Genomic DNA, 22,469 nt, shown 5'->3' on the forward strand with positions numbered 1-22,469 from the left:
TTCTCGGAAGTAGAATTCGTACTCATGGAGCTGAGGCAGCTGGAGTACTTCGTCGCGGTCGCCGAGGAGCGGAGCTTCACCCGGGCCGCCGAGCGGGTGCACATCAGCCAGTCCGGCGTCAGCGCCCAGATCCGCCAGCTCGAACGGGAACTCGGCGCCGAGCTGTTCGACCGGTCGGCACGCACCGTCACCCTCACCGTCGCGGGAAAGGCCGCCCTCGAACACGCCCGCGCCACCCTCGCCGCCGCCGGGACGGTCGGCCGGGCGGTGGACGACGTGACCCACCTGGTCCGGGGGCGGCTCACCGTCGGGATGGTCGTCGGCTGCACCCTCACCCCGCTGTTCGACGCCCTCGCCGCCTTCCACGCGGCGCATCCCGGCGTGGAGATCACGCTGCTGGAGGACCGCTCCGACCGGCTCGGCGAAGGGGTGCGCTCCGGGTCCGTCGATCTGGCGCTCATCGGGGCCGCGAACGCCGCGCCCGACGGGCTGGACGCGCTCACCGTCATCAGCGAACGGCTCGTCGCGGCGGTCCCGGCCGGGCACCCCCTCGCGGCACGGCGGCGGGTCGCCCTGCGCGACCTGATCGATCACCCCCTCGTGTGCATGCCGCCCGGCACCGGGCTGCGCGCGGTGTTCGACCAGGCCTGCGCCGCACAGGGCCTGCGCCCCGCGATCGCCCTCCAGGCCAGCGCCGCGGACGCCCTCGCCGGCCTCGCCGCCCGCGGGCTCGGCGTCGCCGTCCTCAGCGCGTCGATGGCCGACGGCTACCGCGACCGGCTCACCGCCCGCGTCATCGGCGACGTCACCGCGCCGGCGCTGCTCGCCCTGGTCTGGCGGAGCGTGCCCAACCCCGCGGTGCGGGAGCTGCTCACGCACTGCCGACGAGCGTTCACCGGAGGCGAGGCCGGGGGCGAGGCCGGGGGCGGGGCCGGGCGGCCGTAGCGCCCGACGCTCATCGCCCCCGCCCGGTCGGCGGATGTCATCCAGCCACGGTCACGATTAGGTTTCAGCCACCCCCACCCCCTTGCCCCGATCTCGTGTAATCGATTCCAATCCTCCGTGTAATCGATTCCACGAGGAGGTGGAACGCGATGGCGAGCATCAAGGACGTCGCCGCTGAGGCGGGGGTGTCGGTCGCCACGGTTTCGCGGGTGCTGAACGACCATCCGTCGGTCAGCAGCGACGCCCGTACGCGCGTCCTGCGCGCCGTCGCGGCGCTCGGCTACCGCCCGAACGCCGTCGCCCGGTCGCTGCGCACCGACCAGACCCGCACACTCGGGCTGGTCATCAGCGACGTGCTCAACCCGTACTTCACCGAGCTGGCCCGCTCCGTCGAGGAAGAGGCCCGCGCGCTCGGCTACAGCGTGATCATCGGCAACGCCGACGAGCGGCCCGACCTCCAGGACCACCACGTACGGACCCTGCTGGACCGCCGGATCGACGGACTGCTGGTCTCCCCCACCGACGGCGGCTCCCCGCTGATGCTGGACGCCGCGCGGGCGGGGACGCCGATGGTGTTCGTGGACCGGTGGATCCCCGGCGTCGAGGTGCCCGTCGTACGCGCCGACGGGCAGAGCGCCGTACGCGATCTCGTCGCGCACCTGTACGGGCTCGGGCTCCGGCGGCTCGCCATCATCGCGGGCCCCGCGGCCACCACCACCGGCAGCGAGCGGGTGCGGGCCTTCCGCACGGCGCTCGCCGAGTACGGGCTGTCCCTGCCCGACGCCTACACCGGGCAGGGCGACTTCCAGGCCGAGAGCGGCCGCCGGGTCACCGAGGGCTTCCTCGACCTGCCCGAACCGCCCGAGGTCGTCTTCGCCGCCGACAACCTGATGGCGCTCGGCGCGCTCGACGCGATCCGCGCCCGAGGGCTGCGGGTGCCGGACGACATCGCGCTGGCCGCGTTCGACGACATCCCGTGGTTCGTGCACACCGATCCGCCGATCACCGCCGTCGCGCAGCCCACCGGCGAGCTGGGCCGGGCCGCCGTACGAGCCCTGGTGGACCGGATCGAGGGACGGCCCCCGCAGTCCGTCACCCTGCCCGCCCGGCTCGTCGTCCGCCGCTCGTGCGGCGAGAGCCCCACGGCCACGACGCCGACGACCACCACGCCGACGACTACGACGGCGGCCGCAACGACCGCAAGCACCGCTACGAACAGGAGCATGCCGTGAGCAACCCGGACGAGTTGCTGCGCATCGAAGGGATCCGGAAGACCTTCCCGGGCGTGGTCGCGCTGGACGGCGTCGACTTCGACCTGCGCCGCGGCGAGGTGCACGTGCTGCTCGGCGAGAACGGCGCGGGCAAGAGCACCCTGATCAAGATGCTGTCCGGCGCCTACACCCCCGACGCCGGCCGCATCCTCGCGGGCGGTCAGGAGGTCCGTATCCACGGTGCGCAGGACGCCGAGCGCCTCGGGATCGCCACCATCTACCAGGAGTTCAACCTCGTACCGGATCTGACGGTCGCCGAGAACATCTTCCTGGGGCGTCAGCCGCGCCGATTCGGCATGATCGACCGCAAGCGCATGGAGGCGGACGCCGCCGCGCTGCTGGAGCGGGTCGGCGTCCCCGTCTCGCCGCGTGCGCTGGTGCGCGAACTCGGCATCGCCCGGCTCCAGATGGTCGAGATCGCCAAGGCGCTCAGCCTGGACGCCCGCGTCCTGATCATGGACGAGCCGACCGCCGTGCTCACCTCCGAGGAGGTGGAGAAGCTGTTCGCGATCGTGCGCGCGCTGCGCGCCGACGGCGTCGGCATCGTCTTCATCACCCACCACCTGGAGGAGATCGCCGCCCTGGGCGACCGGGTCACGGTCATCCGGGACGGGCGCAGCGTGGGCCAGGTGCCCGCCGACACGCCCGAGGACGAGCTCGTCCGGCTGATGGTGGGGCGCTCCATCGAGCAGCAGTACCCGCGCGAGCGGCCCGAGCAGGGCGAGGCGCTGCTCACCGTCGACGGGCTCACCCGCGACGGCGTCTTCCACGACGTCGGTTTCCAGGTGCACGCCGGCGAGGTCGTCGGCATCGCCGGGCTGGTCGGGGCGGGCCGCACGGAGGTCGTGCGGGCCGTGTTCGGCGCGGACCCGTACGACCGGGGGTCGGTGAAGGTCGCGGGCCGGGAGCTCAAGCGGCACGACGTGAACGCGGCGATGGCCGCCGGGATCGGGCTGGTGCCCGAGGACCGCAAGGGGCAGGGCCTGGTCCTGGACGCCTCCGTGGCGGAGAACCTCGGCCTGGTCACCCTGCGCGCGGCCACCCGCGGCGGACTCGTCGACCTCAAGGGCCAGCACACCGCGGCCGAGCGGATCGCCGGGCAGCTGGGCGTGCGGATGGCGGGGCTCGGCCAGCACGTGCGCACCCTGTCCGGCGGCAACCAGCAGAAGGTCGTCATCGGCAAGTGGCTGCTGGCGAACACCAAGGTCCTCATCCTCGACGAGCCGACCCGCGGCATCGACGTCGGCGCCAAGGTCGAGATCTACCAGCTGATCAACGAACTCACCGCCGCCGGCGCCGCCGTCCTGATGATCTCCAGCGATCTGCCCGAGGTGCTCGGCATGAGCGACCGGGTCCTGGTGATGGCGCAGGGCCGGATCGCCGGTGAACTGCCGGCCGACCAGGCCACCCAGGACGCCGTGATGGCACTCGCCGTCAGCGCCCCCTCCCACGACACCGCCCACGACACCGCCCACGAAGCGACCCCCGACACGACCGAAGAGGAGGCCCCCCGTGGCCACTGACACGCTCAAGAGCAAGGCGGGAGCGGGCAGCGCCTCCGGTCTGCGCCGCCTGCTCCTCGACAACGGCGCGCTCACCGCGCTGATCGTCCTGGTCATCGCCCTGTCGGCGCTGTCCGGCGACTTCCTGACGACGGACAACCTGCTGAACATCGGCGTGCAGGCGGCCGTGACCGCCATCCTCGCCTTCGGCGTCACCTTCGTCATCGTCTCGGCGGGCATCGACCTGTCGGTGGGCTCGGTGGCCGCGCTGTCGGCGACCGTGCTCGCCTGGAGCGCCACCTCGCACGGCGTGCCGGTGGTCCTCGCGGTGCTGCTCGCGGTCGCGACCGGCATCGCGGCGGGCCTGGTCAACGGCTTCCTGATCTCCTACGGCAAGCTGCCGCCGTTCATCGCGACGCTGGCCATGCTGTCGGTGGGCCGCGGTCTGTCCCTGGTCATCTCCCAGGGCTCCCCGATCGCCCTGCCCGACTCGGTCTCGCACCTGGGCGACACGCTCGGCGGCTGGCTGCCGGTGCCCGTGCTGGTCATGGTCGTCATGGGGCTGATCACCGCGCTGATCCTGGGCCGTACCTACATCGGCCGCTCCATGTACGCGATCGGCGGCAACGAGGAGGCGGCCCGCCTCTCCGGTCTGCGGGTCAAGCGGCAGAAGCTCGCCATCTACGCCCTGTCCGGGCTGTTCGCCGCCGCCGCGGGCATCGTGCTCGCGGCCCGGCTGTCCTCCGCGCAGCCGCAGGCCGCCAACGGCTACGAGCTGGACGCCATCGCGGCCGTCGTCATCGGCGGCGCCTCCCTGGCGGGCGGCACCGGCAAGGCGTCGGGCACGCTGATCGGCGCGCTGATCCTCGCCGTGCTGCGCAACGGCCTCAACCTGCTCTCGGTGTCCGCGTTCTGGCAGCAGGTCGTCATCGGCGTCGTCATCGCGCTGGCGGTGCTGCTGGACACCGTGCGCCGCAAGGCCGGCGCCACCCCGCAGGCCGCGGGCACCGGCAGCGGCGGCGGCAAGGGCAAGCAGGCGGCGACGTACGGTCTGGCGGCCGTGGTCACCGTCGCCCTGGTGGCCGCGACCTCCCTGCTGCACACCGGTTCCGCCTCCACCAGCCCGAAGATGGGCCTGTCCCTGTCCACGCTGAACAACCCGTTCTTCGTGCAGATCCGCTCGGGCGCCGAGGCCGAGGCGAAGAAGCTCGGCATCGACCTGACCGTCACCGACGCCCAGAACGACGCCTCGCAGCAGGCCAACCAGCTGCAGAACTTCACCAGCTCCAGCCTCGGCGCGATCATCGTGAACCCGGTGGACTCGGACGCGGCGAGCAACTCCGTGAAGGCCGCCGACAAGGCCGACATCCCGGTCATCGCGGTGGACCGCGGCGTCAACGACGCGAAGACGGACGCGCTGGTCGCCTCCGACAACGTGGCCGGCGGCGAGCTGGCCGCCAAGACCGTCGCCGAGAAGCTGGGCGGTCACGGCAAGATCGTGATCCTCCAGGGCCAGGCGGGCACCTCCGCCGCCCGGGAGCGCGCCGCCGGCTTCGCCAAGGGTCTCAAGGCGTACCCGGGCATCCAGGTGGTGGCCCAGCAGCCGGCCGACTTCGACCGCACCAAGGGTCTCGACGTGATGTCGAACCTGCTCCAGGCGCACCCGGACGTGCAGGGCGTGATCGCCGCCAACGACGAGATGGCGCTCGGCGCGGTCAAGGCGCTCGGCTCCAAGGCCGGCAAGTCCGTCCAGGTCGTCGGCTTCGACGGCACCCCGGACGGCCTGACCGCCGTCGAGAAGGGCACGCTGTACGCGTCCGTGGCGCAGCAGCCCAGCCAGCTCGGCCGGATCGCCGTGGACAACGCGCTGAAGGCGACCCAGGGCAAGAAGGTCGAGTCGACCGTCAAGGTGCCGGTCAAGGTGGTAACGAAGGAGAACGTGGCCGGGTTCAAGGGCTGACCGGACCGCGTTCGGGTGAGCCGGCCGGCACACGTTCCACGTTCCGGGTGAGGAGACACTGCGCAATGTACGACTACGACCTGCTGGTCGTCGGATCGGCCAACGCCGACCTGGTGATCGGCGTCCAGCGGCGGCCCGCGGCCGGGGAGACGGTGCTCGGCTCCGACCTGGCCACCCACCCCGGCGGCAAGGGCGCCAACCAGGCGGTGGCCGCCGCCCGGCTCGGGGCCCGTACGGCCCTGCTGGCCCGGGTCGGCGACGACGCGCACGGCCGGCTGCTGCTGGAGGCGCAGCGGGCGGCCGGGGTGGACCCGGCGGGTGTGCTGGTCGGCGGCGCGCCGACCGGCGTCGCCCTGATCACGGTGGACCCCTCCGGGGACAACTCCATCGTGGTCTCGCCGGGCGCCAACGGCCGGCTCACCCCCGAGGACGCCCGCGCGGCGGCCGGGCTGATCGGGTCAGCGCGGGTGGTCTCCGCGCAGCTGGAGGTCCCGTTGGAGACGGTCGTGGAGGCGGTGCGCCACCTGGCGGAGGGCAGCCGGTTCGTGCTGAACCCGTCGCCGCCGCGCGAACTGCCCCAAGAGCTGCTGGCGGCGTGCGATCCGCTGATCGTCAACGAGCACGAGGCGAAGGTGATCCTCGGCGGGGACGAGGCCGGCGACGACCCGGAGGACTGGGCGCGGGCGCTGCTGGCGCGCGGGCCGCGCTCGGTGGTCGTCACCCTGGGCGCCGAGGGCGCGCTGGTCGCCTCCGCCGACGGCGCCGTGCGGGTGCCGTCGGTGAAGGTGGACGCCGTGGACACCACCGGCGCGGGCGACGCGTTCACCGCGGCGCTGGCCTGGCGGCTCGGCGCGGGCGCGTCCCTCGCCGAGGCGGCGGCCTACGCGGCCCGGGTCGGCGCGGTGGCCGTGACACGGCGGGGCGCGCAGGAGTCGTACCCGACGGCGGACGAGGTCGAGGCGGTATGAAGAAGGCGGGCATCCTGAACCGGCAGCTGTCCGGCGCGCTGGCCGAGCTGGGCCACACCGACCAGGTGCTGGTGTGCGACGCGGGCATGCCGATACCGGACGGGCCGCGCGTGGTGGACCTGGCGTTCCGCGCCGGGGTGCCGTCCTTCGCCGAGGTGCTGGACGGGCTGCTGGCCGAGCTGGTGGTGGAGGGCGCGACGGCGGCGGACGAGGTGCGCGGGGCCAACCCGGCGGCGGCCGCGCTGCTGTCCGGCCACTTCGACGGGCTGGCGTACGTACCGCACGAGCGGCTCAAGGAGCTGTCGGCGGGGGCGCGGCTGGTGGTACGGACCGGGGAGGCGCGGCCGTACGCGAACGTGCTGCTGCGGTGCGGGGTGTTCTTCTAGCGGGCGCGGGGGGATCCGGGGGCGCGCGTTCCCGGACAGCTTCGAGGGGGCCCGGTCGACGACCCGGCCCCCTCGGCTCTTCCCCTCCTGCACCGGAACCCCCCGGAATCCCCCCCGGGTCCCCCCACAGGGGTTCCGATGCCAGGTAGGACCCGCGCAGTGCGGTGAGGGTTGTACGGTGCGGTGAAGTTTTTTCCGGTGGGCGCGGCAGGTCACCGGACGACGTGTTCCACGAACCGCCGCGCCGTCTCCGCCAGTACCTCCCGCCCGTCCCGCGCCCACAACTCGTCGTTGAACAGCTCCACTTCGATGGGCCCGGTGTAGCCGGCGGCCGCCGCGTACCCGGCCCACTCGCGCAGGTCGATCGCGCCGTCGCCGAGCTGGCCGCGGCCGTTGAGGACGCCCGCCGGGAGCGGGGTGGTCCAGTCGGCGAGCTGGAAGGCGTGGAGGCGGCCGGCCGCGCCCGCGCGGGCGATCTGTTCGGGGGCCCGGTCGTCCCACCACAGGTGGTACGTGTCCACGGTCACCCCGACCTGGTGGGCGGGGAAGCGTTCGGCGAGGTCGAGGGCCTGGGCGAGGGTGGAGACCACGCAGCGGTCGGCGGCGAACATGGGGTGCAGGGGTTCGACGGCCAGCTTCACGCCGTACTGCCCGGCGTACGGGGCGAGTTCGGCGAGGGCGTCCGCGACGCGTTCGCGGGCGCCGTGCAGGTCCTTGTCGCCGGGCGGCAGGCCGCCGCAGACCAGGACCAGGGTGTCGGTGCCGAGCGCGGCGGCCTCCTCGACGGCCCGGCGGTTGTCGGCCAGCGCCGCCGCCCGCTCCTCGAGGCCGGTCGCGGTGAGGAAGCCGCCCCGGCACAGGCTGGTGACGGTCAAACCCGCGTCCCGTACGAGCCGGGCGGCGGCCTCGACGCCGTACGTCTGGACCGGCTCGCGCCACAGGCCGACGTGGGCGATGCCCAACTCGACGCATACCTTGGCCAGTTCGGGCAGGGAGAGCTGTTTGACCGTCATCTGGTTGACGGAGAGGCGGGCCAGCTCGGGGACGGGCAGGGGACGGGGCGGATGCGGGTCGGTCACGGGGTCACTCCGTACAGGGACAGCAGGGTGCGCATGCGTTCCTCGGCGAGCTTGGGGTCGGGGAACAGGCCGAGGGTGTCGGCGAGTTCGTAGGCGCGGGCCAGGTGCGGCAGGGAACGGGCGGACTGGAGGCCGCCGACCATCGTGAAGTGGCTCTGGTGGCCGGCGAGCCAGGCCAGGAACACCACGCCCGTCTTGTAGAAGCGGGTGGGGGCCTGGAAGAGGTGGCGGGCGAGCGGGACGGTGGGGTCGAGCAGGGCGCGGAAACCGGACGTGTCCCCGGTGTCCAGGGCGCACACCGCCTCGGCGGCCAGCGGGCCCAGCGGGTCGAAGACGCCGAGCAGCGCGTGGCTGAAGCCGTGCTCGTCGCCCGCGATCAGCTCGGGGTAGTGGAAGTCGTCGCCGGTGTAGCAGCGGACGCCCTGGGGGAGCCTGCGGCGCAGTTCCACCTCGCGGCGGGCGTCCAGGAGGGAGATCTTGACGCCTTCGACCTTGCCGGGGTGGGCGGCGATGACGTCGAGGAAGGTGTCGGTGGCGGCGTCCAGGTCGGACGAGCCCCAGTAGCCCTCCAGCGCCGGATCGAACATCGGGCCGAGCCAGTGCAGGATCACCGGTTCGGCGGCCTGGCGGAGCAGATGGCCGTAGACGTCGAGGTAGTCCTCGGGGCCGCGTGCGCCGGCGGCGAGGGACCGGGACGCCATGAGGATCACCTGGGCGCCCGCCTCCTCGACGACGGCGAGCTGCTCCTCGTACGCGCCCCGGACGTCGGCGAGCGAGCCGCCGGCGAGCTGGTCGGTGCCGGCGCCGCAGGCGATGCGGCCGCCCACCGCCCTCGCCTCCGCCGCCGACCGGCGGATCAGTTCGGCCGCGCCCGTCCAGTCCAGGCCCATGCCGCGCTGCGCGGTGTCCATCGCCTCCGCGACGCCGAGGCCGTGCGACCACAGGTGGCGGCGGAAGGCGAGGGTGGCGTCCCAGTCGACGGCGGCGGGCGCGCCGGGCGCGGTGTCCGCGAACGGGTCGGCGACGACGTGCGCCGCCGAGAAGACCGTACGGGAGGCGAGGGGGCCGCCGGGAGCGGCGGTGAAGGGGGCGGTGCGCGGCTCGTAGGTCCGCAGGCCGCCGCTCGCGTCGGGCAGGCGGAGGGTCACAGCCGGATCTCCGGGACCTCGATACGGCGGCCCTCGGCCGCGGACCGCAGGCCGAGTTCGGCGAGCTGGACGCCGCGGGCGCCGGCCAGCAGGTCCCAGCGGTAGGGGGCGTCGGCGTACACGTGCCGGAGGAACAGCTCCCACTGCGCCTTGAAGCCGTTGTCGAACTCGGTGTTGTCGGGCACCCGCTGCCACTGCCCGCGGAAGTCCCCGGCAGCCGGGACGTCCGGGTCCCACACCGGCTTGGGGGTGGCGGAGCGGTGCTGGACGCGGCACTCGCGCAGGCCGGCGACGGCGGAGCCCTCGGTGCCGTCCACCTGGAACTCGACCAGTTCGTCGCGGTGGACGCGGACCGCCCAGGAGGAGTTGATCTGGGCGATCGCGCCGCCTTCCAGTTCGAAGAGGCCGTAGGCGGCGTCGTCGGCGGTGGCGTCGTAGGGCTTGCCGTCCTCGTCCCAGCGCCGCGGGACATGGGTGGCGGTCAGGGCCTGGACGGAGGTGACGCGGCCGAACAGCTCGTGCAGGACGTACTCCCAGTGCGGGAACATGTCCACGACGATGCCGCCGCCGTCCTCGGCGCGGTAGTTCCAGCTCGGGCGCTGGGCCCGCTGCCAGTCGCCCTCGAAGACCCAGTAGCCGAACTCGCCGCGCACGGACAGGATCCGGCCGAAGAAGCCGCCGTCGATCAGCCGCTTCAGCTTCAGCAGGCCCGGCAGGAAGATCTTGTCCTGGACGACGCCGTGCCGGACGCCCTTGTCCTGGGCGAGGCGGGCGAGTTCGAGGGCGCCGGCCAGGCCGGTGGCGGTGGGCTTCTCGGTGTAGACGTGCTTGCCGGCGGCGACGGCCTTGCGGATCGCCTCCTCGCGGGCGGCGGTGACCTGCGCGTCGAAGTAGACGTCCACGTCCGGGTCGGCGAGGACGGCGTCGAGGTCGGTGGTCCAGTGCTCCAGGCCGTGCCGGTCGGCGAGCGCCTTGAGGGCGTGCTCGCGGCGGCCGACGAGGACCGGTTCGGGCCACAGCACGGCGCCGTCGCCGAGGTCGAGTCCGCCCTGCTCGCGCAGGGCGAGGATCGAGCGGACCAGGTGCTGGCGGTAGCCCATGCGTCCGGTGACGCCGTTCATGGCGATGCGCACCGTCTTGCGTGTCACGTCGGTCCTTCCGTTGCGGGTCGATACGTCGTAGCAAGCGCTTTCTATCCGAGGAGAAAGTAGCGCCGGGCGGCCGGCCGGGGCAACAGGGCGGAGGGACCGGGTTGTTCGAGGGGGCGAACAAAGGTGCTCGCGGGGCCGTAAGGTCTGCACGACACGCACGACGAGACGCATCACCAGATATGTGCGGGACGCGCGACCGGAGGACGACGAGATGACGGTGACCCTGGCGGACGTGGCGGCCCGCGCGCAGGTCTCGCCCGCGACGGTGTCGCGCGTGCTGAACGGCAACTATCCGGTGGCCGCCGCCACCCGGGAGCGCGTCCTGAAGGCGGTCGACGAACTGGACTACGTCCTCAACGGCCCCGCCAGCTCCCTCGCCGCCGCCACCTCCGACCTGGTCGGCATCCTCGTCAACGACATCGCCGACCCGTTCTTCGGGATCATGGCGAGCGCGATCCAGTCGGAGATCGGCGGCCCCGGTGGCCGGGCGGGCGGCGAACGGCTGGCGGTGGTGTGCAACACCGGCGGCTCACCGGAGCGCGAGCTGACGTATCTGACGCTGCTGCAACGGCAGCGGGCGGCGGCCGTGGTGCTGACCGGCGGTGCGGTGGAGGCGGAGCCGCACGCGTCGGCGGTGGTGGCGAAGCTGCGCAAGCTGACGGAGGCCGGGACCCGGGTGGTGCTGTGCGGGCGGCCGCCGGCGCCGGACACCGGATCGGTCGCGCTCGCCTTCGACAACCGCGGCGGCGCGCGTCGGCTCACCGAACACCTGATCGGCCTGGGCCACCGGCGGCTCGGCTACATCGCGGGACCCGAGGAGCGGACGACCACCCGGCACCGCCTGGAGGGGCACCGCGAGGCGCTGACGGCGGCCGGCCTCCCGCGGGACCCGCGCCGGACGGTGCACGGGCGCTACGACCGCACCTCCGGCTACGAGGCCACGCTGGAGCTGCTGCGCCGCGACGCGGACCTCACGGCGGTGGTCGCCGCGAACGACTCGGTGGCGCTGGGCGCGTGCGCGGCGCTGCGCGAGTCGGGACTGCGGATACCCGAGGACGTGTCGGTGGCCGGCTTCGACGACCTGCCCTTCAGCGTCGACGCGGTGCCGTCGCTGACGACGGTACGGCTGCCGCTGGCGGAGGCGGGGGCACGGGCGGGACGCATCGCGATGGGCCGCGAGGAGCAGCCGCCGGGCGGGATCGCTACGGTGCGGGGGGAGCTGATGGTGCGGGGGTCCTCCGGGGTGCCGCGGGGGTAGGCGGGCGGGCGGTTGCGGGGGTGGTCTGGCGGCCGGGGCGGGGATGACCTGACGGCCGGGGCGGGGGTGGTCGGCAGCCAGGACGGGGAACGGGCTGGCAGGCGGGGCGGGGACGGTCTGGCAGGCGGGGCGGTGGGGGCCGGTGGTTTCGCGTGGCCGGCGCGGGTACACCTGTGGCCATGAAACTGGCGTTCTCCACCCTCGGTGTTCCCGGTCTGGCCATCCCGGACGTGCTCGCTCTCGCCGTAGCGAACGGTTACCACGGCGTCGAACTGCGCGCCCACCACGAGGAGCCGGTGCACCCGGGGCTCGATCCCGCGCGCCGGGCCGAGGTGGCGGCGGAGTTCAAGGCGGCGGACGTCGAGATCGTGGGCCTCGCGGGATACGTACGGGTCGCCGCGCCCGGCGACGACGCGCCGGTACTGGCCGAACTGCGGGCCCTGCTGGAGCTGGCCCGCGACCTGGGCGCCCCCTTCGTCCGGGTCTTCCCGGGCGGCGACGCCGGCCTGCCGCGCGAGGAGGGCGACGCCATCGCCGCCCGGCGCCTGGGCCTCGCCGCCGAGGACGCGGCGGCCCTCGGCGTGCGCATCCTGCTGGAGACCCACGACTCGCATCCCACCGGCGCGGACGCCATCCGCGTCCTCGGCCCGGTCGGCCACCGCAACGTGGGCGCGCTGTGGGACGTGATGCACCCCTGGCTGGCCGGCGAACAGCCCTCGGACACCTACGCGGCGCTCGCCCCGCACCTCGGATACGTGCAGGTCAAGGACATCGCCTCCGCCGACGACCGCACCCCGGTCGCGCTCGGTGCGGGCGTCCTGCCGCTGGCCGAGTGCGTCGAGGTGCTCTCCCGCCACGGCTGGGACGGCTGGCTGTGCTGGGAGTACGAGAAGCGCTGGCACGAAGCGGCGGCCCCCCTCCCGGACCTCCTCACCCCGGCCCGCGACCACATCACCCGCCTGCTGACCGAGTCGGCGTAGCGGCGCGGCGTACGATGCCCTGGCATGCCGCTCCGGAGCCGCATCCCCCACTTCAAGGGTGCCGAAGAGGCCGCGGCCCGGTTGGCGGGGCTCCCTGCCTGGCAGCGCGCGAGCGTCGTCAAAGCCGTGCCCGACAAAGCCCAGTTCCCGGTTCGCGCAAGGGCCCTGGAAGAAGGCAAGACCGTCTACATGGCGGTCCCCAAACTGGCCGCCCGCAAGCCCTTCTACCTGCTCGACCCCGCCGCGCTCACCGTCCCGCCCGCCGAGCCCGCGGCCAGCCGCACCGCCGCCGCGATCGCCCCCGCCGTCGAGGTCGACGCCCTGCGCCCCCTGGACCTGATCATCCTCGGCAGCGTCGCCGTCAACCGTGACGGCGCCCGCATCGGCAAAGGGGCCGGTTACTCCGACATCGAGTTCGCCCTCCTCACCGAGGCCGGCCTGGTGACACCTGAGACCGTGGTCGTGACCACGGTCCACGCGCTCCAGGTGACCGACACCCCGATCCCCACCACCGCGCACGATGTCGGCGTCGACTTGATCGTGACACCGGAGGAGACCATCGTCTGCCCCGCCCCCCACCGGCCCACCGGCGTCCACTGGCCCGACCTCACCGCGGAGAAGATCGCCGCGATCCCGGCACTGGCGGCCCGGCACGTCGCCTGACGGTCGTAACGAAGCCTGCGCGTTCCCGGCTCGGTCATCACCCGGTCAACGGGGAGCCAGGGGCAGGGCAAATGGGCGTATGGGTTGCGCATGCAACCGGTCGTCCACTCCGACATAGGCGGATTTGCGTCCCCGCGCGCTCACTAGCGTGACGCGCGTACGGTCGGTCGTGGTCCGGGAGGGGATGTCGGTGGAGGTGCCCATACGGTCGCGCCTGCTCGACTACATCGAGTACGGCGAGGCGGAAGGCGCCCACAGTCCGCCGGCCGGAGCGCCGGAGCGCACACCCGGGACTCGTCGTTCGGCCCTGCTGGACTACACGGTCGCCACGCCGACCGTCCCGGGGCCGGCTGCCGGCCGGAGTGCCGCCGCCGGGCGCGGCGTTCCGCCGTATCACGCGCCGGTCTTCGTTCCCGCGCACCCGCGGTACGTCGACGCCGCCGATGCCACGGGCCGGACCGTCCGTGTCCCGCTCATCGCCTACGAACTGTTCGCGCATCCGGCGGGCGGCGCCATGGCGTTCGCCTTCAGCACGCTCGGCGCGCTGGTGGCCGCGCTCGGCGAGGCGCAGCCGTGGATCGCGGCCTCCCTCGGGCCGCTGGCCGAGGGGCTGCGCGAGCACGGTGCCACCGTGCTGCTCGACCCGCGGGTCGCTCCCGGACAGGAGAACTGGCAGCCGGCCGACCTGGCCTCCTATGCGCGAAGGACGCGCCCGTGACCGTCGACTTCAAAGCGGTGCTGAGCGACCTCACCGCGATGTCCAAGACCTTCCACGACCAGGCCCGGCACTACCGGGAACTGCGCCCGGACGTCGCCCCGCCCGTCGCCGACGGCGGCGACGCCGGGCTGGACCACGCCGTCAAGGAGGTCGCCGAGCTGGTCGTCGCGCTGCACCTCGGCCTCGCCGACCGGCTGGACGACCACGGCGACCTCGTCGCGAAGTCCCGTGACTCCTTCCGGCGGCACGACGTCGACGTGCACGGGCTGTTCGAGGACCTGATGGCGGGTGAGGGCTGATGGGCGAGAGCTGGGTCGGCGGCGACATCGGCGGGCTGCGCACGATGGCCGAGACGTACAAGAACGCCAAGGAGAAGCTGGACGGGGTCGTCCGCCCGCTCAGCCGCAGCGTCGACGCGCTGGTGGACGACGCGACCTGGAAGGGCGAGGCGGCCGAGGCGTTCCGGGGCGCGTGGAGCGAGGACGCGCTGACCGCCGGGGCCTTCGCCGAACTCGTCCATCGGGCGGGCGGCATTCTCGGCACGCTCGTCGACGCGCTCTCCGCCTTTGAGAGCGCCTTGCAGAACGCCGAGCACACCGCCGCCCGCAAGGGCGTGGCCATGGGGGACAAGGGTGTGCCGCTGCAACTGCTCACGGCTAACCCGCCCGGGCCGGACGAGCGGAAGACGATCGCGGCGATGACCGAGTACACGAAGGTCCGCGCCGGGATCCTGCACACCGCCCAGCACGCGCGCCTCGTCGCGGCGGACGACCTGCGCGGGCTGTACGCGCAGGTCACCGCGCCCGTGTCCACCGGCGACAAGGTCACCGTCGCCGACTACCTGCGCGGCCTGTACGCCTACGACGCCGAGGACGCCCGGGCCGACGGCGCGAAGGCGCGCACCGGACTGGACGACGCGAAGGCCGACGAGCGCGCCGCGAAGAAGGAACTGCGCGCGGAACGCCGGGCGTACCAGAAGGCGGGGCGGGCGCTGCCCAAGGATCTGCCCGCCAAGGGCGACTACGCCGACGCGGTCGCCAGGGTGCGCTCCCTGGAGGAGGACATCGCCCGCGCCGACCACGGCAGCACCAGGCTGCCCTACGACCGGCAGCTCAACGTCAAACTCGCCGACGCCGCGCAGGCGCTGCGCGCGGGCGAGAGCCTGGACAAGCTCCCGGACTTCCTCAAGGAGATCCCCGTCCTCGACGTCGCGGCGGCCGGTGTCTGCGGCCTGCTGGAAGCGTCGGACGACCACGACAAGGGCTGGTCCTGGCAGCACTCCGTCGCCGTGGACGGCGGCGCCAACCTCGGGGGGCTCGCCGCGGGTACGGCCATCACCGCGGGCCTGGTCGCGGCGGCGCCGTTCGACGTCCCCGCGCTGGTGGTGGCCGGCGTCGGCGGAGCGGTCGTCGTCGGGGCGACCGGGGTCATCGACCACGCCCTGCATGAGCACTGGAGCGAGGACATCCACGACCACGGTGTGGTCGGAGGCGTGCTCCACGGCACCGGTAACGTCCTGTCGGAGACCAAGGACGACGGGAAACGGCTGGCGAAGGACGTGTGGCACGGTGTCAAGAGCATCTTCTGAGGTTCCCGCCGCAGGAGCGCCGGCCTCGGTCCCCTCGCTCCCCGGTCTCGGCACCACCTGGTATCTGCGCGGGCCGCGCTACTGGCTGCGGCGGGGCGCGGGAGCCCTCGCCTGGCTCGTGGTGATGGGGTTCGTCTGTTACGTCGGACTCGGGCTGTACGGCAGCTTCCGGGGGGCGCTGCCCGGCCCGGTGCGGGTCGGGTGGGACTGGGTGCAGGGGATCCTGGCGTGCGCGGGCGCGGTGTGGGGGTGGGTCGTGCAGCGGCGGGGGCATCGGCGGGGCATGGCTGATCCGCCCGTTCCCGCGCGGGCTCGGGCCGGCAAGCGGGATCAGGTCGGGCGGAGTGCGGGGCTCGCCGTCGCGGGGCGGTTCCTCGTGCTGGTGGCGGCGCCCGTGCTGCCGGCGGTGCTGGCGTTCGGCGTGGGGTGGCTCGGCGCCGCCTTCACCGTCCGCGAGTATCCCAGCGAGGTCGGCGCCCGGCGGTGGCTGGCGGGGCGGTAGCCCGTTGCGGCCCCGGGTCGCCCGTGCTGCGCGCTCCCTTGACTGGCAGAAACTTCCCGGATATCAGTGGCTCCTCGGAAGTTTCCTTCAGCGATGACACTCCAGCGGATCGCCTCCGGAAGGAGCGCACGTGCACGACGCCAGCACGGGAAGCAGCGCAAGACCGGGAAACACCGCACCATCACAAGGCACCGGGGGCGCCGCGCGTCCTTCCCGGCGCCGCGTCCTCGCCGCCACCGCCGGGCTCACCGCCGCCCTGGCCGTACCGGGCGCCGGCACCGCGCACGCGGCCGCCGGCCGCCACGACGACCGGCGGCTGCGCTCGCTGATCTCGGGGATGACCCTGGAGGAGAAGGTCGGCCAGCTCTTCGTGATGCGGGTCTACGGCCACTCCGCCACCGCCCCGGACCAGGCCGACATCGACGCCAACCTCGGTGAGATCGGCGTGCGCACCGCCGCCGAGCTGGTCGCGAAGTACCGCGTCGGCGGCATCATCTACTTCACCTGGGCCCACAACACCCGCGACCCGCGGCAGATCGCCGACCTGTCCAACGGCATCCAGCGCGCCTCCCTGGCCCAGCCCCGCGGGCTGCCCGTGCTCGTCGCCACCGACCAGGAGCACGGCATCGTCTGCCGGATCGGCGCGCCCGCCACCCTCTTCCCCGGCGCCATGGCGGTCGGCGCCTCCGGCTCCGTCTCCGACGCCCGCACCCTCGGCCGGATCTCCGGCGCCGAGCTGCGCGCGATGGGCGTCAACCAGGACTACTCCCCCGACGCCGACGTGAACGTCAACCCGGCCAACCCGGTCATCGGCGTACGGTCCTTCGGCGCCGACCCGGACGCGGTGGCGCGCCTGGTGGCGGCGGAGGTGCGCGGCTACCAGGGCTCCCGGGTGGCGGCCACCGCCAAGCACTTCCCCGGGCACGGCGACACCGCCGTCGACAGCCACTACGGCTTCCCGGTGATCACCCACAGCCGCGAGCTGTGGGAGAAGCTGGACGCCGTGCCGTTCCGGGCCGCGATCCGCGCGGGCATCGACTCGATCATGACCGCCCACATCCAGTTCCCGGCGCTGGACGACTCCGGCGACCCCGCCACCCTCTCCCACCCCATCGTGACCGGCATCCTGCGCGGCGAGCTGGGCTACGACGGCGTGGTGATCACGGACTCGCTCGGCATGGAGGGCGTGCGCACCAAGTACGGCGACGACAGGGTGCCCGTGCTCGCGCTGAAGGCGGGCGTGGACCAGCTGCTCAACCCGCCCTCCCTGGACGTGGCGTGGAACGCGGTCCTCAAGGCCGTGTGCGAGGGCGAGCTCACCGAGGCGCGACTCGACGAATCGATCCTGCGCATCCTGCGGCTGAAGGCGCGGCTGGGTCTGTTCGACGGGCCCTACGCCACCGCGGCCGGCGTCGCCCGCACGGTCGGCACCCCCGCGCACCTGGCCGCGGCCGACCGCGTCGCCGAGCGGACCACCACCCTGCTGGTCAACGAGAACCGCCTGCTGCCGCTGTCCCGCCGCAGCCACCGCAGGCTCCTCGTGGTCGGCGCCGATCCCGCCTCGCCCTCGGGCACCACCGGGCCGCCCACCGGCGTGCTCGCCGCCGCCCTCACCGCGCTCGGCTTCACCGCGACCGCGCTGTCCACCGGCACCGCGCCGTCCGCGGCGAGCGTCGAGCGGGCCGTCGCGGCGGCGGCGGACGCGGACGCGGTGGTCGTCGCGACGTACAACGTCACGGCGGGCAGCGCGCAGCAGACCCTGGTGGAGCGGCTGACGGCGACGGGCCGGCCGGTGGTCGCGGTCGCCGTCCGCAACCCCTACGACGTCGCCCAGCTCCCCGGCGTGCCCGCCGTCCTGGCCGCCTACTCGTGGACCGACGTGGAGGTCCGCGCCGCCGCCCGGGTGATCGCCGGACGCGTCGGGCCGCGCGGGAAGCTGCCGGTGCCGGTGCCCCGCGCCGACGACCCGGCCACGCCCCTCTACCCCGTCGGCTACGGCCTCACCTACTAGACCGGCCCACCCCGCCGGACACGGCCTCACCCACTGAACCGGCTCACCGGTTCACCGGTTCAGCACAGGATCCAGCCGCTGGTCACCGCCACCGCGCCGACCGAGCCGCCGACGCGGACGCAGCGGTGGCCGGCGTGCACGGTGACCGGTCCGGCGTGCTGGGAGAAGCGGCCCTTGTCGGTGACCGGCCGGTTGCCGCGCGCCTGCACGGTCACCGACATCACCTGCCTGCCCCCGGCCCGCCGGGGCGTGGTGAGCGCGCACACATAGCCGCCCGACCGGTAGACGTGCACGGAACCGGTCGCGAAGGACAGCTTCTTGACCTCGCGGCCGGAGCAGGTGGAGGCCGCCGCCTGGGCGGTGCCGGGCAGGGCCAGCGCCATCAGCCCGGCGCCGGTCAGCACGGCCACGCCGAGCGCCAGCCGCCGGCGGATCGCACCACTGTCCACGGTCAACCCTCCCCTGAAACGTTTTTCCGTACGGGCGTACGGACGCAGGACGCGCGCCCCATGGTTGCGCCGGAGCCGCCGAAACGGTTCAGCGGCTCGCGCCGACGGGTTCCTCCGGCTCGGCCGCGCCGACGAAGGTCCGCCACAGCCCGGCGTACCGGCCGTCGCGGGCCAGCAGCTCGTCGTGCGTGCCGTCCTCGACGACCCGGCCGCGGTCCATGACCACCACCCGGTCGGCGCGGGCGGCCGTCGTCAGCCGGTGGGCCACCACCAGCGTCGTACGCCGGCCGGCGAGCCGGTCGGTGGCCTGGTTGACCTGCGCCTCGGTGGCCAGGTCGAGCGCGGCCGTCGCCTCGTCCAGCAGCAGCACGTCCGGATCGACCAGCTCGGCGCGGGCCAGCGCGATCAGCTGACGCTGGCCGGCCGACAGGTTGCGGCCGCGCTCGGCGACCTCGTGCAGATAGCCGCCCTCCAGCGTCGCGATCATCTCGTGCGCGCCCACCGCCCGCGCCGCCGCCTCCACCTCGGCGTCGGTGGCCTCGGGGCGGCCGTAGGCGATGGCGTCGCGGACGGTCCCCGGGAAGAGGTACGCCTCCTGCGGCACGACGCCCAGCCGGCGCCGGTACGCGGTGAGGTCCAGCGCCCTGATGTCGGCGCCGTCCACGGTCACCCGGCCGCCGGTCGGGTCGTAGAACCGGGCCACCAGCTTGACCAGCGTCGACTTGCCCGCGCCGGTCTCGCCGACGAAGGCGACCGTCTGCCCGGCGGGCACCCGCAGGTCGATCCCGGTCAGCGCCTCCTCCTCGTCGCCGTAGGCGAAGCGCACGTCCTCGAACGCGATCTCGCCGCGCAGCGCGGTGACCTCGCGGGGCTCGGCGGGCGGCCGGGTGGAGGCCGGCTCCTGGAGCAGTTCCCGGATGCGGCCCAGGGACACGGTGGCCTGCTGGTAGCCGTCGAAGACCTGGGAGAGCTGCTGGACGGGGGCGAAGAACAGGTCGATGTAGAGCAGGTACGCCACCAGGGCGCCCGTCGTCAGCGTCGCCGCCTCCACCCGGCCCGCGCCCGCGATCAGCACGGACGCCGCCGCCACCGAGGACAGGAACTGCACGAACGGGAAGTACACCGAGATCAGCAGCTGACCCCGGATGCGGGCCCGGCGGTAGCCGTCGCTGCGCTCGGCGAACCGGCGCCCGCCGTCGTGCTCGCGCCGGAACGCCTGCACGATCCGCAGTCCGGCCACCGACTCCTGGAGGTCGGCGTTGACCGCGGAGACCCGCTCGCGCGCCAGCCGGTACGCCTTGACGCTGGCCCGGCGGAAGAAGAACGTGGCGACGACCAGCGGCGGCAGCGTCGCGAAGACCACCAGAGCGAGCCGTACGTCGATCACCAGCAGGGCGACCATGATGCCGAAGAAGGTGACCACGGAGACGAACGCGGTGACCAGCCCGGTCTGGAGGAACGTCGACAGCGCGTCCACGTCGGTCGTCATCCGCGTCATGATGCGGCCGGTCAGCTCGCGCTCGTAGTAGTCGAGGCCGAGCCGCTGGAGCTGGGCGAAGATCTTCAGCCGCAGCGCGTACAGCACCCGCTCGCCGGTGCGGCCGGTCATCCGGGTCTCGCCGGTCTGCGCGGCCCACTGCACGAGGACGGCGAGCAGGCCGAGCAGCGCCGCCGCCCAGACCGCGCCGAGCGCCATCCTGCTGACGCCGCGGTCGATGCCGTGCCGGATCAGCACCGGCAGCAGCAGTCCCATGCCCGCGTCCACGGCGACCAGGGCGAGGCTGGCCAGCAGCGGCAGGCCGAACCCGTGCAGCAGCCTGCGCAGGCCGTAGGACTCCTCGGACCGCACCGCCCGGTCCTCGTCCACGTCCGGGGTGTCGCCGGCCGGCGGCAGCGCCGCCACCTGGGCCAGCAGCTCGGGGGTGGCGGGCATCCCGGCCAGCGCCGTGTCCCGGGGCTCGCGCTCGCCCGCCCACAGCGTGGGCGTGATCCCGCGCTCGGCGTCGAACTCGGCGTCCAGCTCGTCGAGCACCGAGGTGTCCTCGCGGGGCGCGGTGGGCCGGGCGTGCCCCGGGGAGACGCCGCCCAGCTCGTCCGGGTCGGTGAGCAGCCTGCGGTACAGGGCGCAGCGCTCCTGGAGCTCCTCGTGGGTGCCGACGTCGGCGAGCCGGCCGCCGTCGAGCACGGCGATGCGGTCGGCGAGGCCGAGGGTGGAGCGCCGGTGGGCGATGAGCAGGGTGGTACGGCCCCGCATCACCTGCTTGAGGGCCTCGTGGATCTCGTGCTCGACGCGGGCGTCCACGGCGGAGGTGGCGTCGTCCAGGACCAGCAGGCGCGGGTCGGTGAGGATCGCGCGGGCGAGCGCGACGCGCTGGCGCTGGCCGCCGGACAGGGTCAGGCCCTGCTCGCCGACGGTGGTGTCGTAGCCCTCGGGCAGCTCGCTGATGAAACGGTCCGCCTGGGCGGCGCGGGCGGCCGCCTCGATCTCCTCCTGGCCGGCGTCGGGGCGGCCGTAGGCGATGTTGGCGCGGACGGTGTCGGAGAAGAGGAAGGAGTCCTCGGGGACGAGGCCGATCGCGGCCCGCAGCGAGTCCAGGGTCAGTTCGCGCACGTCGTGCCCGCCGACGAGGACGGCGCCGTGGTCGGCGTCGTAGAAGCGCGGCAGGAGCAGGGAGAGCGTGGACTTGCCGGAGCCGGAGGCGCCGACGACGGCCAGGGTCTCGCCGGAGCGGATCGTGAAGCTGAGCCCCTTCAGGACGGGGCGCTCGGGGTCGTAGCCGAAGGAGACGTCGTCGAACTCGACGGTGGCCGGGGCGTCGGCGGGCAGTTCCGCCGTGCCCTCGGTCAGGGTGGGCTCGGTGTCGATCAGCTCCAGGACGCGTTCGGTGCTCGCGCGGGCCTGCTGGCCGACGGTGAGGACCATGGCGAGCATGCGGACCGGGCCGACCAGCTGGGCGAGGTAGGTGGAGAAGGCGACGAACGTGCCGAGCGTGATGTGGCCCTCGACCGCCAGCCAGCCGCCCAGCGCCAGCATGGCGACCTGGCCGAGGGCGGGCACGGCCTGGAGCGCGGGGGTGAACCGGGCGTTCAGCCGGATGGTGCGCAGCCGTCCGGCGAACAGCCGCCGGCCCACCGCGCGCAGCTTCGCCGTCTCCTGGTCCTCCTGGCCGAAGCCCTTGACCACGCGGACGCCGCTGACCGCGCCGTCCACCACGCCGGCGACCGCCGCGGCCTGCGCCTGGGCGTACCAGGTGGCGGGGTGCAGCTTGGTGCGACTGCGCCGGGCGATCCAGCCGAGGGCGGGGGCGACGGCGAGGGCGACCAGGGTGAGCGGCCACGACAGCCAGGCCATGATCGCCAGGGAGATCACGAAGAGCAGGACGTTGCCGATGGTCATCGGCAGCATGAAGAGCAGGCCCTGGATCAGCTGGAGGTCGCTGGTGGCCCGGCCGATCACCTGTCCGGTGGACAGCTCGTCCTGGCGGCGGCCGTCGAGCCGGGTGATCGTCCCGTACATCTCCGTGCGCAGGTCGTGCTGGACGTCGAGGGCGAGGCGGCCGCCGTAGTAGCGGCGGACCAGGGTCGCGGCGTAGACGAGGAGGGCGGCGACGACGAGGGCGGCCGCCCAGGGGGTCATCGTGCGGGTGTGGTCGCCGATGACGTCGTCGATGATCACCTTGGTGATCAGCGGGACGACGGCCATGACGGCCATGCCGGCGAGGGAGGCGGTGAGGGCGAGGACGACGTCCTTGGGGTGGCGCCAGGCGTACGCGGCGAGTCTGTGGGCCCAACCTCGTCGTCGCCCTGGCTGCGCTGCCACGTCGGTGTCCTCCTGATGGTCCGATCTTCCAGGAGGCACCAACGCGGGACGGGGCGGATTTCATCCCGCT

19 protein-coding genes are annotated in these 22,469 nt (G+C 73.8%); 14 read left to right on the forward strand and 5 right to left on the reverse strand.

From position 1 onward, the window contains the following. Window positions 1-24: 24 nt before the first annotated feature. The 6 genes from ABEB07_RS12755 (at window position 25) to rbsD (ending at window position 7,032) form a co-directional block, all read left to right on the forward strand. Window positions 25-945: a LysR family transcriptional regulator gene (locus ABEB07_RS12755; protein ID WP_345668440.1), complete on the forward strand. Its 921-nt coding sequence runs from the start codon at window positions 25-27 to the stop codon at window positions 943-945. 149 nt (window positions 946-1,094) lie between these two features. Continuing rightward, window positions 1,095-2,177, forward strand: coding sequence for a LacI family DNA-binding transcriptional regulator (locus ABEB07_RS12760; RefSeq protein WP_345668441.1), 1,083 nt, complete (start codon window positions 1,095-1,097; stop codon window positions 2,175-2,177). Continuing rightward, a complete protein-coding gene (locus tag ABEB07_RS12765; RefSeq protein WP_345668458.1) occupies window positions 2,174-3,739 on the forward strand; it encodes a sugar ABC transporter ATP-binding protein in 1,566 nt (521 codons plus the stop codon). The genes ABEB07_RS12760 and ABEB07_RS12765 overlap by 4 nt, the downstream gene beginning before the upstream one ends. Then, complete coding sequence (locus ABEB07_RS12770; RefSeq protein ID WP_176149038.1) at window positions 3,729-5,678, forward strand: ABC transporter permease/substrate-binding protein; 1,950 nt, start codon at window positions 3,729-3,731, stop codon at window positions 5,676-5,678. The genes ABEB07_RS12765 and ABEB07_RS12770 overlap by 11 nt, the downstream gene beginning before the upstream one ends. 65 nt (window positions 5,679-5,743) lie before the next feature. After that, entirely contained in the window at window positions 5,744-6,646 is a 903-nt protein-coding gene (rbsK, locus tag ABEB07_RS12775; protein WP_345668442.1) for a ribokinase, read from the forward strand. Beyond that, window positions 6,643-7,032, forward strand: a complete 390-nt coding sequence (rbsD, locus tag ABEB07_RS12780) for a D-ribose pyranase (RefSeq protein ID WP_176149040.1) — start codon at window positions 6,643-6,645, stop codon at window positions 7,030-7,032. The genes rbsK and rbsD overlap by 4 nt, the downstream gene beginning before the upstream one ends. A gap of 212 nt (window positions 7,033-7,244) precedes the next feature. On the opposite strand, the gene ABEB07_RS12785 is transcribed toward rbsD, so the two are convergent. The 3 genes from ABEB07_RS12785 to ABEB07_RS12795 all read right to left on the reverse strand — a co-directional run bounded on the left by ABEB07_RS12785 (window position 7,245) and on the right by ABEB07_RS12795 (window position 10,407). Further along, window positions 7,245-8,045, reverse strand: coding sequence for a sugar phosphate isomerase/epimerase family protein (locus tag ABEB07_RS12785; RefSeq protein ID WP_345668459.1), 801 nt, complete (start codon window positions 8,043-8,045; stop codon window positions 7,245-7,247). Between the two features lie 62 nt (window positions 8,046-8,107). Continuing rightward, window positions 8,108-9,259: a dihydrodipicolinate synthase family protein gene (locus ABEB07_RS12790; protein ID WP_345668443.1), complete on the reverse strand. Its 1,152-nt coding sequence runs from the start codon at window positions 9,257-9,259 to the stop codon at window positions 8,108-8,110. Continuing rightward, window positions 9,256-10,407, reverse strand: coding sequence for a Gfo/Idh/MocA family protein (locus ABEB07_RS12795; RefSeq protein ID WP_345668444.1), 1,152 nt, complete (start codon window positions 10,405-10,407; stop codon window positions 9,256-9,258). The genes ABEB07_RS12790 and ABEB07_RS12795 overlap by 4 nt, the downstream gene beginning before the upstream one ends. Before the next feature lie 214 nt (window positions 10,408-10,621). Here ABEB07_RS12795 and ABEB07_RS12800 point away from each other — a divergent pair, with 214 nt between their 5' ends. The 8 genes from ABEB07_RS12800 to ABEB07_RS12835 all read left to right on the forward strand — a co-directional run bounded on the left by ABEB07_RS12800 (window position 10,622) and on the right by ABEB07_RS12835 (window position 18,130). After that, window positions 10,622-11,668: a LacI family DNA-binding transcriptional regulator gene (locus ABEB07_RS12800; protein ID WP_345668445.1), complete on the forward strand. Its 1,047-nt coding sequence runs from the start codon at window positions 10,622-10,624 to the stop codon at window positions 11,666-11,668. Window positions 11,669-11,847: 179 nt separating this feature from the next. Further along, complete coding sequence (locus tag ABEB07_RS12805) at window positions 11,848-12,648, forward strand: sugar phosphate isomerase/epimerase family protein (protein WP_176149044.1); 801 nt, start codon at window positions 11,848-11,850, stop codon at window positions 12,646-12,648. A gap of 24 nt (window positions 12,649-12,672) precedes the next feature. Then, the gene (locus tag ABEB07_RS12810) at window positions 12,673-13,311 is read left to right on the forward strand and encodes a 5-formyltetrahydrofolate cyclo-ligase (protein ID WP_345668446.1); all 639 of its coding nucleotides are present in this window, start codon (window positions 12,673-12,675) and stop codon (window positions 13,309-13,311) included. A 148-nt stretch (window positions 13,312-13,459) separates the two neighbouring features. Beyond that, window positions 13,460-14,029 carry an SAV_915 family protein gene (locus ABEB07_RS12815; protein ID WP_345668447.1) on the forward strand — a complete coding sequence of 190 codons (570 nt, stop codon included), beginning with the start codon at window positions 13,460-13,462 and terminating at the stop codon, window positions 14,027-14,029. Next, window positions 14,026-14,328 (forward strand): DUF6317 family protein, encoded by a 303-nt coding sequence (locus tag ABEB07_RS12820; protein WP_345668448.1) that lies wholly within the window; start codon window positions 14,026-14,028, stop codon window positions 14,326-14,328. The genes ABEB07_RS12815 and ABEB07_RS12820 overlap by 4 nt, the downstream gene beginning before the upstream one ends. Next, a complete protein-coding gene (locus ABEB07_RS12825; RefSeq protein ID WP_345668449.1) occupies window positions 14,328-15,617 on the forward strand; it encodes a WXG100 family type VII secretion target in 1,290 nt (429 codons plus the stop codon). Before ABEB07_RS12820 ends, ABEB07_RS12825 begins: the two co-directional genes overlap by 1 nt. Beyond that, on the forward strand, window positions 15,598-16,119 hold the full coding sequence (locus ABEB07_RS12830; protein WP_345668450.1) for a hypothetical protein: 522 nt from the start codon (window positions 15,598-15,600) through the stop codon (window positions 16,117-16,119). Before ABEB07_RS12825 ends, ABEB07_RS12830 begins: the two co-directional genes overlap by 20 nt. 130 nt (window positions 16,120-16,249) lie before the next feature. Beyond that, complete coding sequence (locus tag ABEB07_RS12835; RefSeq protein ID WP_345668451.1) at window positions 16,250-18,130, forward strand: glycoside hydrolase family 3 protein; 1,881 nt, start codon at window positions 16,250-16,252, stop codon at window positions 18,128-18,130. 59 nt (window positions 18,131-18,189) lie between these two features. Here the strand turns inward: ABEB07_RS12835 and ABEB07_RS12840 are convergent, their stop codons facing one another. Then, on the reverse strand, window positions 18,190-18,579 hold the full coding sequence (locus tag ABEB07_RS12840; protein ID WP_164583943.1) for a hypothetical protein: 390 nt from the start codon (window positions 18,577-18,579) through the stop codon (window positions 18,190-18,192). A gap of 88 nt (window positions 18,580-18,667) precedes the next feature. Then, entirely contained in the window at window positions 18,668-22,399 is a 3,732-nt protein-coding gene (locus tag ABEB07_RS12845; protein WP_345668452.1) for an ABC transporter ATP-binding protein, read from the reverse strand. Window positions 22,400-22,469 lie beyond the last annotated feature (70 nt).

The organism is Streptomyces similanensis (assembly GCF_039543625.1).
GTDB classification, from domain to species: Bacteria; Actinomycetota; Actinomycetes; order Streptomycetales; family Streptomycetaceae; genus Streptomyces; species Streptomyces similanensis.